The sequence below is a fragment of the Synechococcus sp. PROS-U-1 genome (assembly GCF_014279755.1).
Lineage (GTDB): Bacteria > Cyanobacteriota > Cyanobacteriia > PCC-6307 > Cyanobiaceae > Parasynechococcus.
On record NZ_CP047951.1, the window covers coordinates 707,702 to 730,059 of the forward strand.

General features: G+C 59.4%; 26 protein-coding genes. 13 read left to right on the forward strand and 13 right to left on the reverse strand.

All coding sequences use genetic code 11. The annotated features are described in order from the left end of the window. Positions 1-5 precede the first annotated feature (5 nt). The gene (locus tag SynPROSU1_RS03740; RefSeq protein ID WP_186571559.1) at positions 6-1,094 is read left to right on the forward strand and encodes a PrsW family intramembrane metalloprotease; all 1,089 of its coding nucleotides are present in this window, start codon (positions 6-8) and stop codon (positions 1,092-1,094) included. On the opposite strand, the gene SynPROSU1_RS03745 is transcribed toward SynPROSU1_RS03740, so the two are convergent. The 3 genes from SynPROSU1_RS03745 to hemL are packed head-to-tail and all read right to left on the reverse strand — an operon-like array spanning position 1,048 to position 3,210. Beyond that, positions 1,048-1,461 carry a cytidine deaminase gene (locus SynPROSU1_RS03745; protein ID WP_255444770.1) on the reverse strand — a complete coding sequence of 138 codons (414 nt, stop codon included), beginning with the start codon at positions 1,459-1,461 and terminating at the stop codon, positions 1,048-1,050. The genes SynPROSU1_RS03740 and SynPROSU1_RS03745 overlap by 47 nt on opposite strands. Next, on the reverse strand, positions 1,436-1,900 hold the full coding sequence (locus tag SynPROSU1_RS03750) for a hypothetical protein (RefSeq protein WP_255444771.1): 465 nt from the start codon (positions 1,898-1,900) through the stop codon (positions 1,436-1,438). Before SynPROSU1_RS03750 ends, SynPROSU1_RS03745 begins: the two co-directional genes overlap by 26 nt. A gap of 8 nt (positions 1,901-1,908) precedes the next feature. Further along, a complete protein-coding gene (hemL, locus tag SynPROSU1_RS03755) occupies positions 1,909-3,210 on the reverse strand; it encodes a glutamate-1-semialdehyde 2,1-aminomutase (protein WP_186571561.1) in 1,302 nt (433 codons plus the stop codon). Positions 3,211-3,346: 136 nt separating this feature from the next. Here hemL and SynPROSU1_RS03760 point away from each other — a divergent pair, with 136 nt between their 5' ends. Further along, entirely contained in the window at positions 3,347-4,798 is a 1,452-nt protein-coding gene (locus tag SynPROSU1_RS03760; RefSeq protein WP_186572217.1) for an FAD-linked oxidase C-terminal domain-containing protein, read from the forward strand. A 6-nt stretch (positions 4,799-4,804) separates the two neighbouring features. Here the strand turns inward: SynPROSU1_RS03760 and xth are convergent, their stop codons facing one another. Beyond that, the gene (gene xth, locus SynPROSU1_RS03765; protein ID WP_255444772.1) at positions 4,805-5,671 is read right to left on the reverse strand and encodes an exodeoxyribonuclease III; all 867 of its coding nucleotides are present in this window, start codon (positions 5,669-5,671) and stop codon (positions 4,805-4,807) included. A 22-nt stretch (positions 5,672-5,693) separates the two neighbouring features. On the opposite strand from xth, the gene SynPROSU1_RS03770 reads away from it, so the two are divergent. Next, entirely contained in the window at positions 5,694-5,978 is a 285-nt protein-coding gene (locus SynPROSU1_RS03770) for a hypothetical protein (protein ID WP_186571562.1), read from the forward strand. Positions 5,979-5,989: 11 nt separating this feature from the next. Here SynPROSU1_RS03770 and SynPROSU1_RS03775 read toward each other — a convergent pair whose 3' ends face one another. Beyond that, a complete protein-coding gene (locus tag SynPROSU1_RS03775; protein ID WP_255444773.1) occupies positions 5,990-6,751 on the reverse strand; it encodes a hypothetical protein in 762 nt (253 codons plus the stop codon). A gap of 93 nt (positions 6,752-6,844) precedes the next feature. On the opposite strand from SynPROSU1_RS03775, the gene SynPROSU1_RS03780 reads away from it, so the two are divergent. From SynPROSU1_RS03780 to SynPROSU1_RS03800, 5 genes are read left to right on the forward strand one after another with little or no spacing between them, the layout of a single operon-like run. Beyond that, positions 6,845-7,465 carry a hypothetical protein gene (locus tag SynPROSU1_RS03780; RefSeq protein WP_186571563.1) on the forward strand — a complete coding sequence of 207 codons (621 nt, stop codon included), beginning with the start codon at positions 6,845-6,847 and terminating at the stop codon, positions 7,463-7,465. Beyond that, positions 7,465-8,112, forward strand: a complete 648-nt coding sequence (locus SynPROSU1_RS03785) for a hypothetical protein (RefSeq protein ID WP_186571564.1) — start codon at positions 7,465-7,467, stop codon at positions 8,110-8,112. The genes SynPROSU1_RS03780 and SynPROSU1_RS03785 overlap by 1 nt, the downstream gene beginning before the upstream one ends. Then, positions 8,109-9,317, forward strand: a complete 1,209-nt coding sequence (larC, locus tag SynPROSU1_RS03790) for a nickel pincer cofactor biosynthesis protein LarC (protein ID WP_186571565.1) — start codon at positions 8,109-8,111, stop codon at positions 9,315-9,317. Before SynPROSU1_RS03785 ends, larC begins: the two co-directional genes overlap by 4 nt. Then, positions 9,317-10,231 carry a lysylphosphatidylglycerol synthase domain-containing protein gene (locus SynPROSU1_RS03795; protein WP_186571566.1) on the forward strand — a complete coding sequence of 305 codons (915 nt, stop codon included), beginning with the start codon at positions 9,317-9,319 and terminating at the stop codon, positions 10,229-10,231. The genes larC and SynPROSU1_RS03795 overlap by 1 nt, the downstream gene beginning before the upstream one ends. Before the next feature lie 34 nt (positions 10,232-10,265). Further along, entirely contained in the window at positions 10,266-11,234 is a 969-nt protein-coding gene (locus tag SynPROSU1_RS03800; protein WP_186572220.1) for a metallophosphoesterase, read from the forward strand. On the opposite strand, the gene SynPROSU1_RS03805 is transcribed toward SynPROSU1_RS03800, so the two are convergent. After that, positions 11,214-12,782, reverse strand: coding sequence for an iron ABC transporter permease (locus SynPROSU1_RS03805; protein ID WP_186571567.1), 1,569 nt, complete (start codon positions 12,780-12,782; stop codon positions 11,214-11,216). The genes SynPROSU1_RS03800 and SynPROSU1_RS03805 overlap by 21 nt on opposite strands. 246 nt (positions 12,783-13,028) lie before the next feature. On the opposite strand from SynPROSU1_RS03805, the gene SynPROSU1_RS03810 reads away from it, so the two are divergent. Next, positions 13,029-14,096 (forward strand): ABC transporter ATP-binding protein, encoded by a 1,068-nt coding sequence (locus tag SynPROSU1_RS03810; RefSeq protein WP_186571568.1) that lies wholly within the window; start codon positions 13,029-13,031, stop codon positions 14,094-14,096. 87 nt (positions 14,097-14,183) lie between these two features. Here SynPROSU1_RS03810 and SynPROSU1_RS03815 read toward each other — a convergent pair whose 3' ends face one another. From SynPROSU1_RS03815 to SynPROSU1_RS03825, 3 genes are read right to left on the reverse strand one after another with little or no spacing between them, the layout of a single operon-like run. Further along, positions 14,184-14,366 carry a hypothetical protein gene (locus SynPROSU1_RS03815; RefSeq protein ID WP_186572439.1) on the reverse strand — a complete coding sequence of 61 codons (183 nt, stop codon included), beginning with the start codon at positions 14,364-14,366 and terminating at the stop codon, positions 14,184-14,186. Positions 14,367-14,383: 17 nt separating this feature from the next. Continuing rightward, positions 14,384-15,478, reverse strand: a complete 1,095-nt coding sequence (locus SynPROSU1_RS03820; protein ID WP_186571569.1) for a GTP-binding protein — start codon at positions 15,476-15,478, stop codon at positions 14,384-14,386. Between the two features lie 19 nt (positions 15,479-15,497). Continuing rightward, positions 15,498-15,788, reverse strand: a complete 291-nt coding sequence (locus tag SynPROSU1_RS03825) for a 4a-hydroxytetrahydrobiopterin dehydratase (RefSeq protein ID WP_186571570.1) — start codon at positions 15,786-15,788, stop codon at positions 15,498-15,500. A gap of 477 nt (positions 15,789-16,265) precedes the next feature. Between SynPROSU1_RS03825 and SynPROSU1_RS03830 the strand changes: the two genes are divergently transcribed. Beyond that, a complete protein-coding gene (locus SynPROSU1_RS03830) occupies positions 16,266-16,973 on the forward strand; it encodes a hypothetical protein (RefSeq protein ID WP_186571571.1) in 708 nt (235 codons plus the stop codon). Between the two features lie 681 nt (positions 16,974-17,654). Here the strand turns inward: SynPROSU1_RS03830 and SynPROSU1_RS03835 are convergent. Next, a complete protein-coding gene (locus SynPROSU1_RS03835) occupies positions 17,655-17,864 on the reverse strand; it encodes a hypothetical protein (RefSeq protein ID WP_186571572.1) in 210 nt (69 codons plus the stop codon). A 51-nt stretch (positions 17,865-17,915) separates the two neighbouring features. Continuing rightward, positions 17,916-18,587, reverse strand: a complete 672-nt coding sequence (locus tag SynPROSU1_RS03840) for a secondary thiamine-phosphate synthase enzyme YjbQ (protein ID WP_370586245.1) — start codon at positions 18,585-18,587, stop codon at positions 17,916-17,918. Between SynPROSU1_RS03840 and SynPROSU1_RS03845 the strand changes: the two genes are divergently transcribed. Further along, positions 18,586-18,993 carry a thiol-disulfide oxidoreductase DCC family protein gene (locus SynPROSU1_RS03845; protein WP_186571573.1) on the forward strand — a complete coding sequence of 136 codons (408 nt, stop codon included), beginning with the start codon at positions 18,586-18,588 and terminating at the stop codon, positions 18,991-18,993. The two genes, SynPROSU1_RS03840 and SynPROSU1_RS03845, sit on opposite strands and share 2 nt — an antisense overlap. A gap of 6 nt (positions 18,994-18,999) precedes the next feature. On the opposite strand, the gene SynPROSU1_RS13880 is transcribed toward SynPROSU1_RS03845, so the two are convergent. Beyond that, on the reverse strand, positions 19,000-19,128 hold the full coding sequence (locus SynPROSU1_RS13880; protein ID WP_255444775.1) for a hypothetical protein: 129 nt from the start codon (positions 19,126-19,128) through the stop codon (positions 19,000-19,002). Positions 19,129-19,190: 62 nt separating this feature from the next. Here SynPROSU1_RS13880 and SynPROSU1_RS03850 point away from each other — a divergent pair, with 62 nt between their 5' ends. Both SynPROSU1_RS03850 and SynPROSU1_RS03855 read left to right on the forward strand, forming a co-directional pair. Beyond that, the gene (locus SynPROSU1_RS03850) at positions 19,191-20,699 is read left to right on the forward strand and encodes a carboxypeptidase M32 (protein ID WP_186571574.1); all 1,509 of its coding nucleotides are present in this window, start codon (positions 19,191-19,193) and stop codon (positions 20,697-20,699) included. 61 nt (positions 20,700-20,760) lie between these two features. Beyond that, entirely contained in the window at positions 20,761-21,348 is a 588-nt protein-coding gene (locus SynPROSU1_RS03855) for an inorganic diphosphatase (protein ID WP_115023992.1), read from the forward strand. A 56-nt stretch (positions 21,349-21,404) separates the two neighbouring features. On the opposite strand, the gene SynPROSU1_RS03860 is transcribed toward SynPROSU1_RS03855, so the two are convergent. After that, positions 21,405-22,283 carry a hypothetical protein gene (locus SynPROSU1_RS03860; RefSeq protein WP_186571575.1) on the reverse strand — a complete coding sequence of 293 codons (879 nt, stop codon included), beginning with the start codon at positions 22,281-22,283 and terminating at the stop codon, positions 21,405-21,407. Positions 22,284-22,358: the final 75 nt, after the last annotated feature.

Consider the following 22,358-nt stretch of genomic DNA (forward strand, 5'->3'; position numbering starts at 1 on the left):
AGGTCATGCCGGCGACGCTCTATCTGATCACGCCACTGATTGCTCTGCTGGCCTCCGGGCTGGTCATTGCAGTGATCCGTTTCCTTGATGTGTTGGAGCGCGAGTCGTGGTGGGCAATCGGCCTCTGCTTTGTCATCGGCCTGATGACTGTGATCCCGGCCATCGTGATCTGCAGTATCTCCACCATCTATTGGGCGGCCCTCTTGGGTGAATCGGCTCCGTTGGAGATGCTGCAGGTCACGGTTGATGCCCCATTGTTTGAAGAGATTGTCAAGGGGATCGGTGTTGCAGTGGCATTACTGCTGATTCGTCGTCAGATCGATTCGCTCACGGACTACATCGTTTACTCCGCTGTTGTTGCGATTGCCTTTGAGTTTTGCGAAAACATCCTTTATTTGTGGTCTCGTCTTTCCATGCCAGACGGCGCACTGTTGGCATGGATTGGTGAAATTAATGCTCGCACGATTGGCTCGGCGGGCATGCATGCTCTCTTTACGGTTTGGATCGGATTTGCATTGTGGTGTCTGATCGAAGGGCGGGGATACCTTCGCTGGGTTGGTGGTTTGTTCGGTGTTGTTTTGGCGGTGCTTTTGCATGCCATCAACAACATCGGAGCTTATTTCAGCAATGTGGGTGATCCCGCAACAATTAGCGCGGTGAACCAGGCGGGTTTCACCGTCGGAGTGATTGGAAACACGATTCAAATGGCTTTGTTCTTGGCCTTGATCGGATCCGCGATTCTTCAGGATTTGCACCTGCTTTCCAAATATGGATTGGCTCTTCAGCAGCGTCTGCTGGCTCTCCCTGATGATCAACAGGAGGTTGCTATGGCCAGGCTTCAGGCTTTCCTCAATCCCTTCCATCACCTTGTGGCTCACTCCCAGAGCACCTGGTTGCTCACACCACTTTCCAGAACGTCACCGGTCGCTCGGGCGGAGTACGGCCGGTTCGCGAAGGCGGCTCTTCAAGCCAGCAAGCAACTAAAAGCCAGCAAACAAGGTCGCGAGATGGCATCGGCTTTATCGGACGCGGGCCTTGGCCTTCTTCTTATGAACTGTGATCCAGCTCAAACGGATGGGGAAGCAGCTCGCTGAGGTGTTGGTGCCCCACGCCATCAATGTGAATCTTGGCGTCTGCAGGTAATAACTCTTGCATCACCTGACGGCACGCGCCGCATGGCATGCGGGAGCCAGGAGCGGCATCGGTCTGGGCATCGACGCAGCTCACGGCCAGTTCCAGTGGTCGTTTGCCCTGGGTAATCGCTGCAAACAACGCAACGCGCTCTGCACAGATGCTGAGCCCATAACTCGCGTTTTCCACGTTGCAGCCGTCGATCACGCTGCCGTCGTCACACCGCACGGCGGCACCCACATGGAAGTTGGAATAAGGGCAATGGGCACGGGTTGCAGCCTGTCGTGCGACTACTAGCAGCGACTCAGCGTTGTTGTCGGCAGAAGCCATGGGCCGTTTCAAGAAGGCTGGTCAGGGTTTGGGTCCCACCGGATTGGGTCAGGCGTGATTGTTGGCTGAGTTTGAAGCCGTGCTGTGCATCAATCATCAGATCGCCGTTCACAGCGACACGACTTTCGCTGGCTGGCTGTGTGGAGCCATCGGCACCGCTGAATTGCAGCGGGCCCAATGGAGCTTCGTAGGACCAGTGATAGCTCGTTTTTGAGCCTTCACTCTGTTCAAGACCGGAGCTGCTGAAGCGTTCGACCAGGGGTGTGAGTCTGCTCTCGATCACCGTCGCCGGTTCAATGCTGGGCTTGCCACCTCGGCGAACCAGAAATTGTTGCTGTTCAAGCTGGCGAATGCCATCAATGGGCTGGCCTGACCAATGGCTCTCCACGGTCTGGATGGTGCAGACCAGTGGAGGTGGAGGAGGTGCTGAGGCCAGCACAATCAGGATCAGGCCACGGCCGCGAAGCTTTCGCGGAAGGCATTGATCGTGGCCTCAATGTCTGCGTCGGAGTGGGCCAGCGACGTGAAACCCGCTTCGAAGGCGGAAGGCGCGAGGTAAACGCCACGCTCGAGCATGGCGCGGTGCAGCTTGCCGAAACGTTCCGAATCCGTGGTCTTGGCGTCCTCGAAGTTGCGAACGGGGCCTTCGCAGAGGAAGAAGCCGAACATGGCACTCACGCTGCCAGTTGTGATCGGCAGGCCGGCGGCCTGTGCTGCGTCCTTGATGCCCGCCACCAGCTTCTGGGTTGTGGCCGTCAGCTTGTCGTAGGTGCCGGGCTGCTTGAGCAATTCAAGGGTCTTGATGCCAGCAGTCATCGCCAGGGGGTTACCGCTGAGGGTTCCGGCCTGATACATGGGGCCTGCAGGGGCCACCATTCCCATGATGTCGGCCCGGCCGCCGTAGGCACCCACGGGCAGACCGCCACCAATCACTTTGCCCATGGTTGTGAGGTCTGGGGTGACACCGAAATGGGCTTGGGCGCCGCCGTAGCTGATCCGGAATCCGGTCATCACTTCGTCGAACACCAGCAGAGCTCCGTTCTCTTTGGTGAGCTCGCGTAGCCCCTCGAGGAAGCCTGGTTCCGGCTGAATGAAACCAGCGTTGCCGACGATCGGCTCGAGAATTACACCCGCAATGGCGTCCGGGTTCTCGGCAAACAGAGCCTTAACGGCCTCTAGATCGTTGTAAGGAGCCGTCAGTGTGTTGGCGGTGGTGCTGCGGGGCACGCCAGGGGAATCGGGCAGTCCAAGGGTTGCCACTCCGGAACCAGCCTTCACAAGGAACATGTCCGCATGGCCGTGGTAGCAGCCCTCGAACTTGATCACCTTGTCGCGGCTGGTGTAGGCACGGATCAGGCGCAGCACAGCCATGCAGGCTTCCGTGCCGCTGTTCACGAAACGCACCATCTCAACGCTGGGGACAGCGTCGATCACCATCTCGGCCAGGGTGTTCTCTAGGGCACAAGGTGCTCCGAAGCTGGTGCCCTTCTCGATCGCCTCCTGCAGTGCTGCGATCACCTCGGGGTGGGCGTGGCCGCAGATTGCAGGCCCCCAGCTGCCGATGTAGTCAATGTATTTATTCCCATCCACGTCCCAGGCGTAGGGACCCTTGACCCGATCGAACACGATCGGCTGACCGCCGACCGACTTGAACGCCCGCACAGGGGAGCTGACACCTCCGGGCATCAGGGCCTGTGCTGCTCCGAAGATGGCTTCGGAATTGCTGGTGTTCAACGCGGGAGCTGTCACTGGAACCGACGCCAAAGGGCTGATGCAAACCGTGCAACATCCTGACTCAGGAACGTCCAGTTCTGTTTGCTGTGTTTCTTAATTGCCCACTTCGCAAGCTTTTTGATGCGTAGTCTTGGGTCAGATCGAGATCGCTGTGAGCCACGACTGGTCAGTTCTGGAGAGGGATCTGCGCCGCTGTCTGCCCCCTCGGGCCATCGTGGCGAAGCGTCAGGAACTGCTGAGTTACGACTGTGACGGACTGACCCTCGAGCGCCATTGCCCGCCCCTTGCGGTGCTGCCAGAAACCACTGAACAGGTCGCCGCGGTTCTGCAGTGCTGTCATCAACGCGGTGTGCCTTTCGTGGCCCGCGGTAGCGGCACTGGCCTCTCGGGGGGAGCGCTGGTGGATCAGCAGGCGCTCCTCGTTGTGACCAGTCGGATGCGTCGCGTGCTCGAGCTTGATCTGGCCAATCAACGGGTCACGGTCCAGCCCGGGGTCATCAACAGCTGGGTGACACGGGCCGTGGCGGGTGACGGCTTCTATTACGCCCCGGACCCGTCCAGTCAAGTGGTCTGCAGCATCGGCGGCAATGTGGCGGAAAATTCAGGCGGGGTGCATTGCCTCAAGTACGGCGTGACCAGCAATCACGTGCTGGGGCTTGAGGTGGTGTTGCCCGATGGAACCACCACGCAGCTGGGGAACGGCCTGGCGGAATCGTGCGAGTTGGATCTTCGTGGTGCGTTCATCGGCAGTGAAGGCACCCTGGGCATCGCGACCGCCATCACCCTGCGACTGCTCCGTGCGCCGGAGTGCGTGAACGTGCTGTTGGCTGATTTCGCCACGATGGAAGCGGCAGGGGAAGCGGTGCGATCCGTGACCGCCAGCGGCCTGCTGCCGGCGGGGATGGAAATCATGGACAACGTCACCATCAACGCTGTGAATGATTTCTTCGGCTACGACGAATACCCCCGCGATGCGGCGGCGGTGCTTTTGATCGAGCTGGATGGGCAGGATGCCGAAGTTCAGGCATCCGCAGAACGGGCCGATGTGTTGTGTCGTGCCGCAGGGGCCCGTGGCCTGCGTCGGGCCCAAGACCCCACGGAGTGCGCGGTGCTCTGGAAAGGACGTAAATCTGCGTTTTCAGCGGTGGGCAAAATCACGCCGACCTATTACGTGCAAGACGGTGTAGTGCCCCGGAGCAGCCTTCCCTCGGTGCTGGCCGCGATTGAACGGCTCAGTCAGGAGCACGGCCTGCCCGTGGCCAATGTGTTTCATGCCGGCGATGGCAACCTTCATCCGCTGATCCTCTATTCCTTGGACCAGCCGGATGTGGAGCGGAGCGTCAAGGAGCTTGGCGCCGCCATCCTGCGGGTGTGTCTCGATGCCGGTGGCAGCATCAGCGGTGAGCATGGTGTCGGGGCGGACAAGCGTTGCTATCTCGACTGGATGTTCGGCCCGGATGATCTGGAAACGATGGGTTTGTTGCGGTCTGCTTTCGACCCCCACAACCGCGCCAATCCGGGCAAAGTGCTGCCCACGCCTCGCACCTGCGGTGAATCGGCCAAACGCATCGTGACGCTGCCTGCCGGAGTTGAGGTCTACTGAACAGGATCAGAACAACGGTTCATCGCCTTCGTCGTCCTCGGCTGGAGGCCAGTCGAGATCAACGCTGACCGGGGCATGGTCGCTGGGTTGCTGGTTGCCGCGCATGCCTTTGTGGATGACGCAGCTCCGGGCGAGCCCTAGGAGTTCCTCACACAGATAGATGTGATCGATTCTCCAACCGCGGTCCCGATCCCAGGCGCCGCTGCGGTAGTCCCACCAGCTCCAGTGGCCGGAATCGGGCTCGAACACTCGGAACACGTCCTGAAGCTGCTCGCCAAGCGCCGCACGGAGAGCACTCCGTTCAGCATCGCTGGCCATGATTCCGCCGGTCTGTCGGTCGGGGGCGGGAAGATCTCGTGCCTCAAGGCCGATGTTGAAGTCGCCGACCATGCACAGCGGTTCACCGCGCTCCTGCTGGGCTGCGATGTAACGCTTCAGGCAGCCAAGCCAGGCCAGTTTGTAGGGGTATTTCTCTGACTTCAGGCTTGAGCCATTCGGGACGTAGAGGTTGAGCACGCGGACGCCATTCAGCAATCCGCTGATCACGCGCTTCTGTTCGCTGAGATCCGCAGCTTCAGCGTCATCAGGAAGCTCCCCAACGAATCCGCAGCGCACATCCTCAAGGGGGTCGCGGCTGATCAGGGCGACTCCGTTGTAGGCCTTCTGGCCATGGATGTGGATGTGCCATCCAGCAGATTTGAAGGGCTGCAACGGGAACAGGGGGTCATCAACCTTGGTTTCCTGCAGACAGAGCAGATCCGGTTGCTCGTTCTCCAGCCAACTGAGCACCTGATCCAGTCGCGTGCGAACGGAATTCACGTTCCAGGTGGCGATCTGCACGGTTGATCCGATGGTGAGAAAGACCCTTAGCATCAGCCCACCTCGAAATCCGCTGATGTCCTTCCGTCTTGCGGCCGTCGCACAACTTGTTTTTCCCTGCCTGATCGCAGCGACCATTCCTGTTGATGCACGTGCCCAGATGGATGCGCCTTATCAGAACCGCGAAGAACGCGAGATTTACGGAGATACGAATGACAACGGCTCAGTTCTCGATGCCGCCAACCCCATGGATCTGCTGAACAGGATCAGACGTTCGACGGCCATGAATGACGCCACGCCACCCTCCGATGCCATTGATGCGGCGCTCAAGGCCTTACAGAACCAGCCCCAATCGCCATAGAGCTTGGCTGCTCAGAGGTGGCGTGCAGCGTTCAATCCGAGCTGTCCTGCCAGAACATCGATCAAAGGATTGATGCGTCCGTTTGAATCCGGCCGTTGACGGGCCTGCTTCAGTGTCGCCTGAACGGCCAGCGTATGGCCTTGCTCCTGCTGCAACAGGGCTAGGGCCAGCAAAGGTCTTGCATTTGTCGGCTCCTCTTCAGCCAGCAGGCGATACATGTTGACCGCTGCTTGGTCGGATTCGCCCTGGCGCAGAAGATCGGCCAAGAGCAGCCCGATTTCTAGACGCTGGCCAGGCTCGAGCTCCTTGAACCGGGATGTCAGATCTTTGACAGCCTGTCTCTGGCGGCCCTGCTGTTGATCCAGCAGCACCAGCAATTGCAGACCCTGCGGATCATTCGGATGCAGGCGCATCAGGTGCTGGAGGCTGCTCCGTGCTGATTCGGGTTGGCCATTGCGGCGCTGCAGCTCCGCTTTGAACAGGCTGAGTTCGCGCGGGGTGGAACGGCCAGACAACCACGGTTGCAGCACCACTTCGGCTTCTTGCAGGCGTTCCTGGGCAACAAGACGTTCCAGCAGCATCACCCGTTCGGCCTCGCTCAGCTCGTCTTGCCCCTGAAGTTGCTTCATCAGCGTTTCGACCTGCTGATCTTCAGCCGGACGGCTCCCCCGCGCACGGGTCTCTGGAGCCATGGAGGCTGCAGTGATCCACCCGACCAGTACCGCCCCAACCATGGACATCAGTAGCAACAGAATCCGGCGAGGGCTCTGCATCCGATCTCGAATCAGCCACTTCAGTCTGAGGGGATTGCGGTGGGCTGGCTACAGTCTTCACAAGGGCTTTTGACTCCGCCCGGATCTGCATCAATGCGCGCCCATCCGATTCCCCCGGTCACAGAGCCGTTGCAGTACCGGGCCATCGGGATTGTTCGGGGTACCTATGCCCCAACCGATCCCGAGCAACTCACCCGCGGAACGTTGACCGATGCCCAGGGTGTCCCCCTGGAAACCGTTGTGCTCGGTCGAGTTCTCACCCTGATCCGGCGGCATCTGCCCTTGGATCAGCCCCACCTCTGGGTGGTGTATCCCAGAAGTCGTGAGAGCGACCATCTGCATCTTCAGATCGCTGGGGTCTGGGAACCCAGCACGCTGGCACCAGAGCAGGTTGATGCCTCTGACTCCTTGCCGGAGGGAGACGACTACTTCTCAGTTCGGGGGGAGTTGATCTTCACCAAACCCGAGACCGGCGAAATGGTGGTGAAGGTGCGGCAGCAGGCCCGGGCCGACGGCCACCGGCCCCTCCCCTTCAAGCTCCAGATCAAGGGCGAGCTCCCCCTGGAACATCTGCGCCACTTCGTCAGCCTCGACCTGCGCCGCCAGGGCCAGGAACTTCACTTGGAACAGCACGAGGTAATCGCCCCGATGCCGACGCGTGGAGGCAAATCCAAGGGAGGCCGCGGTCGTTCCACCTCCCGCGTTCGGAGCTGATGGCGGAGGAGGGGCAGGGCTCCACGGGGGTATTGCGCGCTGGTATTGCTGTTGCCGGCATCACTGTTCTCGGTGCCTTTGGGCCCGCTCTGGGGTTGTCTTCAGCTTGGATTGTGGTGGCTGTTGGGGGTGCTCTGGTCACCCTCAGCGTTGATGCCGCCACGTGGCAGGGCATGGGTGGTCACATCCTTGCCGAAGCCTTGCCCGGTGGTCAGGAGCGTCTACGTCGGATTGCAGTGCATGAGGCGGGCCATGTCTTGATCGCTGAAGAAGAGCAACTTCCGGTTCAGCAGGTGCTTGTTGGAACCTTGGCCTGTGTACGTGCGGGGCTGCGTAGCAGCGGCGCGACGGAGTTCACGGTTCCTGACAGCGTCCGCATGCCCCTAGAAGATCTACGGCGTTGGAGCAGGGTGCTCCAGGCCGGCATCGCTGCGGAGACCGTGGTCTTCGGTCAGGCCCGCGGTGGGGCCGATGACCGCGCTTTGCTCGGGCGGCTCTGGGGACTGTCGGGCCATGACGTGGCCACTGCCCAGCGGGAGCAGCGTCGAGCCCGTCGGGAGATCGAGCAGCAACTGCGTCAGCAGCGTCAGGCGCTTGACCGTGAGGCGGTTGCGCTGTTGGAGGCGGCCCCGCGTTTGGGGCGATGAGCGCGCTCTGGATTGATGCGCCAACGGGTTTGGCGGGGGACATGCTCCTTGCCGCCCTGTTGGATCTCGGTGTGGACCAGGCGGTGGTGGAGTCGCCCCTGGCGGCCCTCGGTTTGGCAGGGCGCTACCGCCTCACCCAGCACGAGGCGCGCAGCGGCGGACTGCGGGGGATCCGCGTTGATGTGCAGGGGCTCGAGGATCAGCCCCCCCACCGCCACTGGTCGGAGATCCGCGTTCAAATCAATGAAGCCGACTTGGCGCCAGCGCTGAAGCAGAGGGTTCTTGCCGTGTTCACCCGTTTGGCTGAAGCCGAAGCCACGGTGCATGGAAGCTCGGCTGAGGCCGTTCACTTCCATGAAGTTGGGGCCATCGATGCTCTCGTGGATGTCGTGGGGGTCTGTGCCGCGATGGAAGCCCTTAAGCCTGCCGAAATTGTTTGTTCCCCATTGCCTGCGGGGAGTGGGACGGTGTCGACGGCCCATGGTCTGTTGCCCGTGCCCGTTCCAGCGGTGCTTGAACTGGCGCGTCGTCACCGCATTCCGTTGATTCAAGGCAGGGGCCTGCCCACAGGGGAATTGGTGACGCCCACGGGCCTGGCCCTGGTGTCGGTGCTGGCGGATCGCTTTGTCGCCCCTGACGTGCTGGTGGCCGAAAAGATCGGGATCGGCCTTGGCCATCGCCAGCTGGATCGCCCCAACCTGGTGCGCTTGGTTCTGCTTACCCCGTCGGCAGCTGCGGGTGCGGCTCCCCGCTGGGAGTCACTGGTCGTGCAGGAAGCCTGGATTGATGACGCCACCCCTGAGGAGGTTGCGGCATTGGCGAACCGGTTGCGTGATGCAGGGGCGCTCGATGTGGCGGTACAGCCGTTGTTGATGAAAAAGGGCCGCAGTGGGCAGTCGGTGACCGCGCTGGTGCGGGATGGGGATGCGGATGAGATTCGCGGGCTTTGGCTCAGTGCTGGCAGCAGCATCGGTTTGCGGGAGCGGCGCCAGGGCCGCTGGGTCTTGCCAAGGCGCCATGGCGTGCTCGATACACCCTGGGGGCCCCTCGCAGCCAAACAGGTGCGTCGTCCGGATGGCCGTTGCACCGTCAAAGCAGAAGCGGATGCCCTGGAGGCTCTTCAGGCCAGCACTGGGTGTGGTCTTGATGAGCTGAGGGCCGCCGCAGCTGCTGCACCGTTTGTCAGCACGGAAGATTGGGCCTGATGGGCAAAATCCTTCGCCAACCCAAACTCTGGATCACGCTGGCCAGCTTGGTGTTCATCGCTGTTGCGCTGTCCCAGCAGGCGGGCCAGCTTCGCCAGCTGAGCCTGGTGGCCCATGGTTGGTGGTGGCTGTCGCTGGGTCTGGGCCTGACTTGGCTCAGCATTTTGATTAACGGTCTGGCCTGGCGCGACGTGCTGGTCTGGTTGAGACACCCTCCCCGGGGCCTTGAGGTGGTGCCGCTGTTTGTGCGCAGCAACCTGCTCAAGTACCTGCCGGGTGGGGTCTGGCATCTGGTGGAGCGGGTCCGGGTGCTGCGCCCGCTAATTGGCGGTGGACCGGCCCTGGCCGGTGTGATTCTTGATCCGCTGCTGATCGTGGCGGCGTCCGTTCTTGTTGTGGTTGCTGGTGGTTGGCAGCAGGGCTTCGCACTGGTCGCTCCCTTGCCAGCGCTCCTGATGATTCCGCGGTGGCGGGAGCCGCTCCTGCGTCGGCTGGAGCGTTCGAAGGCGGCGCAGTTGCAGTCGGTTAGCGGTGGGCCACTGGAGAGTGAGGGGTGCGGCCGCGGCGGCTACCCCTGGCGGCCCCTCGCCCTGCAGCTGTTGTTTGTGCTCTGCCGCTTTGCCGGGTTCTGGTGCAGCGTGCAGGCCTTCGGCATCCGCAGCCCGGCTCCATTCACCTGGCTCGCGGCCTTCGGCCTGGCCTATGCCGTTGGGCTGGTGGTCCCCGGTGCCCCCGGGGGACTGGGGGTCTTTGAAGCCACGTTGTTGCTTCGTTTGGGTGCTGCCTTACCGGAGGCGCAGTTGCTGGCCGTCGTGCTGAGTTACAGGCTCCTGTCCACCTTGGCGGATGTTGCTGCCAGCGCTGCTTTGGTTGCTGATCAGATCGTGGCGCAACGGTTAAAACGTTCATGCTGACCCCCGTGCCCTTGTGGAGCTGAGTCGTCGCCGGCTGCTGCAGCTGATGCTTGGAACCGGCTGTAGTGCTGCGCTTCTACCGATAAGGGCTGCCAACCGGTCTGCGCTGCGGGTCGGGCTGATCAGTGACCTCAACAGCAGCTATGGCTCCACCAGCTACATCCCTTCCGTTCATCAGGGGGTGGAGCGACTGATTGCCCTTCAGCCCGATCTGGTGGTGTGTGCTGGCGACATGGTCGCGGGCCAGATGCGAGGGCTCAGTGGCCAGCAGCTCGATGCGATGTGGCGGGGGTTCGAGGCTGCTGTGCTGCAGCCGCTTCAGATGGCAGGTATCCCTCTGCTGCCCGCGATCGGGAACCATGACGGTTCGCCGGGGTTTGCGGCTGATCGAGCCGCTGTGTCCCGGTTCTGGCCCCCAATCCGTTCACGCATGGGATTGGGGTTCGTGGATGCCTTGCAATTCCCCTTCCGTTACACAGTGCTTCAGGAGGGGATCTTCTGGCTGGTCTGGGATGCCAGCTCGGCCCGGATCCCTGAGGACCAACTGGTCTGGGCACAACAGCAGTTGGCCAGCACCAAGGCACAAGCGGCGCGCGCACGGTTCGTGGTTGGCCATCTGCCCTTGGTTGGTGTTGGTCAGGGCAAGGATCGCCCCGGTGAAGTGTTGGACCGAGGAAGCGAGCTTCAGGCTCTGATGGAGAACACCCGCGTTCAGGCCTACATCAGTGGTCATCATCACGTTTGGTTCTCCGGTCGTCGTGGCCAGCTCGATCTCATCCAGCTCGGCGCGCTGGGCAGTGGCCCCCGGCGTCTGCTTGATGTTGATGCTTCCCCTCAGCAGACCTTCACGTTGCTGGAGATGGATGGGGTGCGGGACGCCATCAGGGAGACCACCTATGCCGTTTCCTCTGGAGAGCCGCTTGCCTGGTCCACACTCCCTGCTCGCCTCAAGACCCGTGCTGGGCTGCTCCAGCGCAATTCCTCAGAGAGGTTGCTGCGGTGATGATGAGACCTCACCGCTGGAGCCATGATCCAGCGTCGGCACCAGAGCCATAGCGGCAATCAGTCCCAGAACGAGGATCATCAGCGCCGGCAACAGCGCTTCGGCCAACCGTTCATCGCCGGCGTACTGGAACACCCGCACTGAGAGGGTGTCGAAGTCGAAAGGTCGCAGAGCAAACGTGAGTGGAAGCTCTTTCACCGTGTCGACAAAGACCAGCAGAAGACCGACGGTGATGGGCCCTCGCAACAAGGGCAAGTGCACGCGTTTGAGCACGCTCTGCCACGGGGAACCCATTCCGGTGGCGGCCTCATCGAGGGTTGGACTGATCCGCTCGAGGGCAGCGTCCAAACCGCCTTTCGCCACGGCCAGGAACCGATCGCTGTATCCCCACAGCAGCAGGAGCAACGGAGCGACTTGCCAGGGGGCTCCTGTCAGCAGCAGGGCCAGAGCCAGAACGGTTCCTGGGATCGCGTAACCCGTTCCCGCCAGGAAGGTGAGGCTTTTCAGCCATCGGGCATCAGACCAGCGTTTGGCGATGGCAAGCACCAGAGCTGCCGCAACCGCCAAAACGGCGGCAGCAAGGGCCAGCAGAAGACTGCGCCCACACAGGCTGATGAGATCGTCGTTCCAGCCGTTCTGGAGCTGATCCAGGTTGGTGGCAGCCCACAGCAGAGGGGTTCCCAGGCTCAACACAGGAGGGATGATCGCCAGCAGTTGAGCCACCAGTGCACGGATTCCATGAAGGGGCCAGGCCGTTGAATCCCCACCGGCCACCCCATCGCACCAGCGCCGACTGCGGCTGCGAAGGCTGCGTTCACAGATCACCAAACCCAGCACGATCACCAACGTGATTAAGGCCAAGTAGATGGCTCCAGAGGGATTGCCGTCGGATTGCCAGGTTTCGAGGATGCCTGCTGAGAGGCTTGGTATGCCGAGGAGTTGAACAGCACCGAGTTCATTCACAACTTCCATTCCCATCAGGGCGACACCGGCCCCGATCGCGGGAAGAGCGATCGGCAAGGCAACGCGACGGAAGGCCGACCAGGGGCCGACCCCCAGGCTGCGACATGCCTCCAGCTGACGCCGACCGCTGACGGAGAAATTCTCTGTGCTCAGCAGAAACACGTAGGGGTAGGTCGTCAAGCCCATGACAGTGATCCCCCAACCCATGCCATGAATCGTCCAGCTGTGGCGACTCCCCAGATCGATCAGTGTTGCTGAGAGCAGATAGGCCGGTGTTGCTAGCGGAATTAGCTGAGCAATCCGCAGCCCTTGCCGACCGGGAAAACGGCAGTTGCACAGCAGCCATCCATTGGCCGTGCCCAGCACGGTGCCCAATGTGGCTGTTCCGAGCAGCAGCTTGATTGTGCCCACCACTTGGCGCACCCCATCAGGCCCAAGATCGGTGAAGCCGCTCTGCAGGGTTTGGATCGCCTCCCGCACCAACGTCAGCACCGGCCAGATGGCAATCAGGGCTGTGATCGAAGCGAGCAGAAAGAGGGCCAGCCGGCTCGAGCTTGGAACAATCCGGTTGGTCAGCAACGTCAATTGAGCGATGGGCCGGACACCGTCGTTGCGACATTGCCCTGGAATGAGTCTGGCGATAAGGGGGGTGGGTCAGGCAGACGATCAGCAAATCATTCATCCCAGCGATCTGTGCGTCCGATGGCGGACAAGGCGTTGATGGTTGCGCGGCTCAAGACGTGCAAAACGCACGCCAGCATCGATCATTTGACACACTCTTAAGGTCTGTCCGTTCCCAAGCTGCTTTGATCTGTGGAACAGCAGCTCCCGATGGAGCCAACGGTTGAGTTGAACGGGGTTTGGCATTGCTACGGCAATGCTTCCGAGGGCTGGACCCTTCAGGGGGTGGATCTTCAACTGGCGCAAGGGGAGCTGCTGGGTTTGCTTGGCCCCTCCGGTTGCGGCAAAACCACCCTGCTGCGCTTGATTGCTGGCTTCGAACGTCCCCAGCGGGGAACGGTGAAGCTGGCCCAGCGCAGCGTGGCTGGTGAAGGGGCCTGGATGGAGCCAGAACGCAGGGGTGTTGGCATGGTCTTTCAGGACTATGCGCTGTTTCCTCATCTGAATGCTTGGCAAAACGCCAGTTTTGGCCTGCCTCAGCGGCACCCCAATCCTGAGCGGGTGGCCTGGCTGTTTGAGTTGCTGGGGTTGCATGGACTGGAGCAGCGCTACCCACACCAGCTGTCCGGTGGTCAGCGTCAACGGCTGGCTTTGGCGCGGGCCCTGGCCCCAGCTCCAAGGGTTGTGCTCTTGGATGAGCCCTTTTCCAGCCTGGATGTGGAGGTGAGGCTGCGACTGCGAAGTGAGCTTGCTTCTGTGCTGGACGCTTGTGGAGCCAGCGGCGTGATCGTCACCCATGACCCGGGAGAAGCCTTGGCGATCTGCGATCGCGTCGCTGTCATGAGGGATGGCATTTTGCATCAATGTGCCTCCCCCCAAGACATCGTGCGATCACCAGCGACGCCGTTTGTTGGATCCTTCGTGCTTCAACGCAACTTGATTCCCGTGCAGTCGCGGGAGCGAGGGCAGTTGTCTTGTCTGCTGGGCGATCTGGATGAATCGAAGCCCATGGTGTTGGCTGACCGCCGAGCATCCGGCGATTGTTGTGTGTTGGTCGACCCGCACGACATCAATGTCGTTGCTGACAGCGAAGGAAATGCCAGTGTTCTGGGGCGTGAATTTCTGGGTGACGCGTGGGAATACCGAATCCGTGTCGGAGATGTGATGGTGCGGGCCAACTGCCCGATTGATCAGGAGCATCCTCCACAAACCCGTTGCCGCCTCATGTTTAGGGATGGGGCCAGAGTCACGCTGCTGCCGCATGCCGACGTGAGCTGAGCCGAGGAGCGGCCGTCCCGGTGGCCACGCATTGCCATAAAAAATCCCCCACCTCAGTGGGGGATTAAGTAGGAGCTTTCGACGTGTTCAGCGCTGTTGATGGCGGACAGGAATGGGCACTAGAGCCGGCTGCCGCAGACCACCGCCACCGTTGTCATCATCGGAATCAGCCAGGAGCCACAGGAGCAAACTGGCGAGAACAAAAACTGTTCCAAGCAGCAGCGGTTCGACCATTGAGGTGTCTTCCATGGCACGCACAATAAGCAGCATTCATGGGTTCTGCTGAATCAGCTGAAACCTTTTCCAGCATCAGGTGCAACACAAGCCTGGAGTTGCTCCCGCAGGGTCTTGTGGTCGATGTCACGGCCAATCAGCACCAATTGGTTCTTGCGATCACCGGTCCAGTCGGTGTCGTCGATGGAAAAGCGTTTGCCTGCCAGATGGAACACGTGGCGGCGTTCGCTTTCGTTGAACCAAAGCACTCCCTTGGCACGGAACACCTCCTGGGGCATTTGGTTGTCGAGGAAGTTCTGGAACTTGCGCAGTGAGAAGGGTCCATCACTCTGGAAGGACACGGAGGTGAATCCTTCGATCGCCTGATGATCCGCGTGATCACCATGGCTGTGGTCATGGTGATGGCTGTGGTCATGGTGATGATTGTGGCCATGACCGTGGCCATGACCGTGGTCGTGGTCGTGGTCGTGGCTGTGATCGTGGTCGCTGTGATCCAGGCTCTGATCGTCGGCGGGGGCACTCACCTTGTCGGATTCGAACAGGCCGACACTGAGCAGTAAGGCTAGGGGGACATCCCCTTTCACCGATCGCAGGATGCGGGCATCGTTCTTGACGTCTCTGAGTTTCTGCTCAACGGCCTCAAGCCGCTCCTTGGAGACGAGATCACACTTGTTCAGCAGCAAGATGTCGCCATAAATCACCTGGGCTCGGCCGACTTCCGTCTCGAGCACGACTTCATCGAAGTTTTCTGCATCGATCAGCGTGATGATCGAATCAAGGCGGGTCTGATCGCGCAGCTCACTACCCAAGAAGGTCATGGCAACGGGCAGGGGATCGGCCAGACCGGTGGTTTCGACAACGATGTAGTCGAGAGGTTCAGGCCGTTCAATGACCCGCTCCACTGCCTGCATCAGTTCGTCGTTGATCGAGCAGCAGATGCAACCGTTGCTCAGCTCCACCATGTCTTCATCGGTGGTGACGATCAGATCGTTGTCGATGCCGATTTCGCCGAACTCGTTCACCAGCACCGCAGTCTTCACACCCTGCTGATTGGTAAGGATGTGGTTCAGCAGCGTGGTCTTCCCTGCTCCGAGGAAGCCGCTGAGAATGGTGACCGGGACGCCTGAAGCGACTGGTGCAGTGGTCATGCGCAAGGTCCCTCAGCACTCATGCTGGCAACAGGGCGTCGATTTCGGTAGCCAGTTCCACATCGAGACTGCTGAGGCCACCGAGATCATGAGTGGTTAGGTCGATCGACACGCGGTTATAAACATTGCTCCAGTTCGGATGGTGATTTTTGGATTCGGCCAAGAGGGCCACCTGTGCCATGAATCCAAACGCCTCAACGAAACTGTTGAACTGCAGATCGCGGTGCAATCGTTCCTCCTGAACGCTCCAGTGGGGCAAACGTGTAGCGAGCGCCGACTTCTGGGTGGCGTCGAGAAGTTCAACCGGCATCAGCTCGCAAATTCACCCAACCATTCTGGCGGGAGGGAGAGACATGCCAAGCGTTGTGAACTCCCTTGACGACCAGTCCTTCACCATTTTTAAGGCCTCTTTGGCAGACGAGGCTCTTGGAGAGCCTGGTGGATGGTGCGAGGCAGGTACAGCCCCACGCTGCTTGGAATGTTCGGTGATGAGTGGTTGTTTGGGGATCGATTTGGCTTGTTCGTATTGAATGCAGAAAGGTTTGAATTTAAGACTTGAACTAGAATTGGCTCTTAAAGTTTTGGAGGATGTTGGTTGCTATTGAAGATAATTATTAAGCATTTGTATGTAATTAGTTCAATTGATTCTTGCGCTACTTCTCTCCCTGTGCAGGTCAAGGCCATGGCGTTTTAGCTGGCAAGTGCGGCGATAGCATGGTGTTGCTGTACAGGTTGTAACTATCAGTGTTAAGTGCTGGTGGTAGCTTTGGTTGTTGCAGAAAAGTGAATGCTCGACGCGCCTGGTAGGAGCTCTGAACCATCCCGTGAAAATTTTGAGAAAGCAGTAGTGATGATGACCGCATCCATTGCTGAATGGGTTGATCACCAGAAACGTGAAGATCCTTCGGCTGCTGAGGATGATGAGTCCCTGAAGAAATCGCAACTTCTATTGCAGGCAACAGATCATTTGCGTCAATACGGAATCATGGGTGCACGAACAGCAGGCTTCGTTGGCCTAACGGTTGCAGCTTTATGGGCGCAAAGCCAGTTCAGGATTGGCTGCTGTGAAGAGTCAGAGCTGAAAAGTCAGATGTTATGGGTGATGCAGTCTCCAGCAGTGCAGGCTGCTATCCAGGAGACGTTCAAGCCTCTTGATGATGAAAGTAAGCGTGATGCTCAGAACTTCGCAAGAGGTTCGGAGGATACTATTATTTTGTTTGTGAGCACTGCTCTGGAGAAATACTCTTCAATGTTGAAAGGTAAAGGTGATCATTTTATTGAAAATAATTTAGCTGATCTCAAAGAATTGAGTGGATTCTTTGCCGCCATCGACGAGGGTGGTTTGAGTTATCTTGCCAAGGTGTTGGAGCTTGCAGTGGTAACAACCATGAATTGTGCTCTGTTCGGCAGTGAGTTTCGCGCTGAAAATTCGTTTTATTTTTCCGGGACTATTGAGCTGATCGGAGAGGTTTTGGGGCTGGAGGCTTCTGTGTAGGGATTGCTTCTTTTCGGGAGAGGTCGCTGCGGCCTGAATTCATCTCGGCTGGGTAGCGTCGAGATCGAACGAGTACTTTTGCAGTGGTCATGAAACTTCATTGCGATTCAAGTCATGATCGCCTGTGATGTGTTGAAGTGTGCTAGGGACATAGTCTTTTATGGGACGGCGTGTAGAAGCTAAAGAGCTACTAGCAAGGCAGCAAACTGAAGCAGCTTTGCTGCATCGACGGGTGCAATTAATCTATTTTCGTCAAAGCACGGCCGCAAAGTATTTAATCTCCATTTGTGTTGGAATTGTTGCCGCTCAGAACTACTGCCTTGCTTGTGAGAATGACTGATTCATCCAAATGAATTGTTTGTTTCTTGACTTGTTTTGATGCTGGTCGAGATGTGGATGTGGCTTCGGACCTGGAAGACTTTGATCGGTACCAATGCTTCATCCGAATATTATCTTGCCCATGACTCCCAAGCCAAAGTGATTGTGGATGACGCGTAGGAATGTGTTGTGCATCCGATGGCTTGATCCACGTCATCTGTTGCTGGTCACTGCACTGACTCCCTTCCCCTTCACGGGGAGTCAGTGCAGCGTTATCCAGTCTGTGATGCATGGAGCCACCAGCCATGATTAAGGGAAGCGTTGTTATCAAGGGCTCCTCACCAGATTTGAATTTGTAAGGCGTTAAGGAAGCTCCCTGTCGTGCTGACCACGCTCAATGCAATAAGCCCAAAATTTTTGGATCCAACGAGGCTTGGGATGGCGGTTGGCAACACTCAGAACCCCCATCGAAATGATCCCGAGGACGACTGCAAAAGCGGGATCGATCCAAACCCAGAACAGGACGATCAAACCGCTGACAACAACAATCCGTAGAACCTGCCCAAGGGTCATGGAACCGACATGAAGACAACCACTAAATCATCCATTTCGCATCCTCCAGGCTTAGTCGCTCAGATCATGCAATCGATCAATCATCAGATCGGTGTCTGTATCGATGCCATTGTCTGTTTCCCAGGCATTGGGGTCGTGTCTCGCCTGAATGGCTTGATTGATCCGTTCCGCATTGCGAAGACTCAACAGGGTTTGAGGCTTGGCTGAGGCGTTCTGCGTCGTGGAACGAGGTGCCGTGACGCTGGATGGTTCGCCGAAAAGGTGGCAGGCGATCGTTCTGGTGTGAGCAGCGCTGCGGTGCTCCCAGAGGTACACGGCTTGCCAGGTGCCCAGCAGCAGCTGTCCTCCACTGACGCTCAGGCTGAGGGTTTGGCTGGTGAGTGCTGTTCGGATATGGGACGGCATGTCATCCGCTCCTTCGTCGTCATGGAGATAGCGGCGGTGTTCCGGAACGGCATCGGCCATCCACGCATCAAGGTCTTGCAGCACCCGTGGATCAGCGTTCTCGTTGATCGTGAGGCTTGCACTGGTGTGCAGACAGGTGAGGTGCAGAACGGCTTGGTCCAGGCCCGTGCTGCGGATCCAGGCATTCAACCGACCGTCCAGACGGGTGAACCCTTTCCCAGGGGTTTGGACCGAAATCTGATGCAGGATCTGCTGCACTCCCACCACTCTCGAGCGTTCTCTCCTTACTTTGCGTGTTGCAGCACCGCCTGAGTCCATGGCCAGTCCCTCTGCCCCCGAACTGACCCTGCTTTTCGACGGGGGCTGTCCGTTGTGTGTGCGGGAAGTTCGCTTTCTGCAGCGGCGTGACCGTCGGGGCCGGCTTGAGTTTGTTGATATCGATGCTGCGGGGTACGACCCTGAGGCCCATGAAGGCATCAGCTACCGCGCTGCCATGGGCCGCATTCATGCCATTGCGGGCTCCGGTGAGGTGCTGCGGGATGTGGCCGTCTTTCGTGAGGCGTACCGCCTGATTGGTCTGGGGTGGCTGTACGCACCGACCCGCTGGCCAGTCATCGGTGGCGTGGTCGATTGGGTATATGGGATTTGGGCGGCCCGGCGGCTTCAAATGACGGGGCGAGCGGATTTGGAGACCCTGTGCCGAGGCCGATGTGAGTTGCACTGACCGGCGTCACTGGATGGTCGACGGCTGTCGGTAGATCAGTTTGAGCGGCCAAAGAGCCATGGGAAGGGCGAGCCCAAAGGCTGCGCGCAGCATCAGTCGGCGCATCGATGCAGGAAGACCGAACTGCTTCACCATGCCCTGCATCGCAGCTTCGATGCCACCCCCAGAGTCGTTAAATTGATTGAAAGGAGAGCGAGATGGCTTCTGCCGCAATGGCTTGGGGGCAGCTGGGAGCCCATTTGCGTGAAACACAGCTGCTCGGTTCGATCCAGAGCACGCTGTATTGGGATCAGAACACCCGCATGCCCTCTGGTGGTGCACCCTGGCGAGGTGAGCAGCTCACGCTTCTGGCGACCCAGCTTCATGCACGTCAGAGCTCCGCGGCCTACGCGGATGTGCTGGCTGCAGCTCGTGAGCATTGGAATTCCGGTGAACGATGCCCCGAGCAGGGCCGCAATTTGGATTTACTGGAGCAGGACCTGTGCAGGCAGCAGGCTCTCGACCCAGCCCTGGTCGCCGCCTTGGCGACGGCCAAGGCTGAGGGCTACAACCTGTGGCAGCAGGCTCGAACGGCGTCTGATTTCAGCCTCTTTGCACCCGCACTGCAGACGTTGATTGACCTGCGCCAGGAGCAGGCCAAACAGCTGAACGAGCTCCGCTCGTGCTGGGAGACCCTGGCGCAACCCTTTGAACCGGACCTTCGGCTTGAACGTCTCGAGGCCCTGTTTGCTCCCTTGCGGGAACGGTTGCCGCACTTGGTCGCTCAGGCATCCACCCATCCACGCCCACGATCAGCGGACTGGGATCTCGATGAGTCCAGCCAGCAACATCTCTGTGATGGGCTCCTGCAGGCCTGGGGCCGTAACCCCGCCATCACCTGCATGGCGCGCTCCCCACACCCTTTCTCCATCACGGTGGGACCGGCGGATTACCGGATCACCACGCGTGTGGTGCCTGGACAGCCGTTGTCGTGCTTCCTGGCCACCGCCCATGAGTGGGGACACTCCCTGTACGAACAAGGTTTGCCAGACCAAAGCCACCAGTGGTTTGCCTGGCCGCTGGGTCAGGCCACCTCGATGGCCGTTCATGAAAGTCAGTCGTTGTTCTGGGAGAACCGCGTTGCCCGGAGTCGTCCGTTTGCGGAGCAGTGGTGGCCCCGTTTTGCTCAGGCTGGAGCTCCCTTCAGCTGTGCCCAGGAGATGTGGCAGGCCATGAACCCCATCTCGCCAGGCTTGAACCGCGTTGAGGCGGATGAACTCAGCTACGGCCTCCACATCCTGATTCGCACCGACCTCGAGATCGCCTTGTTAGAGAACGGGTTGGCGGTGAAGGATCTGCCCGGCGAATGGAACCGGCGTTACGGGGAGCTCCTGGGAGTCCGTCCCATGAACGATGCGGAGGGATGTCTTCAGGATGTGCACTGGAGTGAAGGGCTGTTTGGCTATTTCCCGTCTTATCTGTTGGGGCACCTGATCAGTGCGCAGTTAAGCGAAGCGATGGCGGAGGCGATCGGTGCTCCGGAAGAGCATGTTGAGCGTGGCAATGTCACGCCGCTTCTGGATTGGCTCCGTGAGCATGTGCACCCCCTCGGTCGCAGTGTGAATGCGGAGCAATTGGTGGAAAAGGTCAGCGGTCGTGCCTTGAGCACCGAAGCCTTTCTTGGCTATCTGGAGAACAAGCTTGATCGGTTGCACCAAGCGTCCTAGCTGTTTCAGGCCTGGGTGGATGAGGTGCCCGTAGGATGCGCCGCGCTGTTCATCGCCGTTTATGGCCAACCTCGATCAGGCACCCAGCCGCAGCATGCCCAATTTGCTGCATGTGCTGCCGGCCTTCGCTGATGAAGCCGAACTTCGTCTCAACACGATCGTGGAGCTCAACTCCAACACGATCAACAAGTACGAGCTGATCACGGAAACCGGCCATCTCAAGCTGGACCGCGTCGGTTACTCCTCCCTGGCTTACCCCTTCGCCTACGGATGCATCCCCCGCACCTGGGATGAAGACGGTGATCCTCTCGACATTGAAATTGTTGGTGTCACTGAGCCTTTGATTCCGGGTTCGATTGTGGAAGCCCGCATCATCGGGATCATGACCTTCGACGACGGTGGCGAAGTTGACGACAAGGTGATCGCGGTGCTTGCCGATGACAAGCGTATGGATCACATCAAGAGCTGGGAAGATCTCGGTGATCACTGGAAGAAAGAGACCACCTACTACTGGGAGCACTACAAGGATCTGAAGAAGCCCGGCACCTGCACGGTGAACGGTTTCTTTGGAACCGAAAAAGCCATTGAGATCATCAAGAGCTGTGAGGCTCGCTACATGGCTGAGATCGATCCCAAGCTGGTGGACTGAACAATCCAGTCGTTGGCTGGTGATCAGGCGGGGAATGTCCCCGCCTTTTTTATGGCTCAGCGCTGGAACATGTTCACCAGGACGGCACGGCGTGCTTGAGGGTGTTGCGGGTGACCGCAGTGGGCGCCGCGCTGCGATGAGAGCACCATGTCTCCTGCCTTGGCAAACAAAGCGATGGCTTCAGCCCCTTGCAGCTGACTGAATTCAAACGGTCCCAGACCGTGCCGTTTGTTGTAGCGGGCATTGCGCCACCAGAGCCGTCGTCGGCGTTGGGACCTGGGCACAAAGCAATAGGGCCCATCGGCCAGCGATTGAACATCGCTGAGGTAAACGAAGGATTTGAACTTCAGGGAGCGTCCATCGCAGTGGTAGCTGCGCGTGTCCTGAACCCCGCGGTTGAGGTAAAGATTGCGGCATTTCACCCGCAGACGATTGAAGCTGCTCGCCAGAAGCAAGCGCTGAATCAAGGTTTCCTGAAGACACTCTCGGATGCTGGAGTTCAGGCTTTCTGAGAGGCGCTCTGGATGAAAGATGTCGATCATTCCCGCATCGCTGCCGCTGCGGCCATCGGGGCGTTTAACCCGGTAGTTGATGACGGCCCGATCCGCATCGCGGAACTGGTTGTAGCCCTTCAGCACACGGTGATCGGGAAGATTGAGATAGGCCAGGGAAGCGAGTCGACCGTGATCTCCTGATTCGATTTCCTCGAGCAGCTGGGCGACATCGCTGTTGATCGACGCGATTAGGTCAGCAGGTGCCGCTTCCCGCAGGCAAATGATCCCCCGTCGCCGCAGCGTCCAGGCAGCGGCAAGGAAGGTTCTGCGGTTGCTGACGACGTCGGAGAAGCGAAAACTGATCGATTGAACCTCCTGACTGAGGGCATTGCCGTGGAGCAGGGTTGGCCGCGCCGTTGCGATCGCCGTGGAGGTCAACACGCAGAAAAGAGAGTTGGTGAAGGGTACCGCTGGATTGTCAGTCTCATGCTTGAGAACAAAAAGAATCTGAAGAGT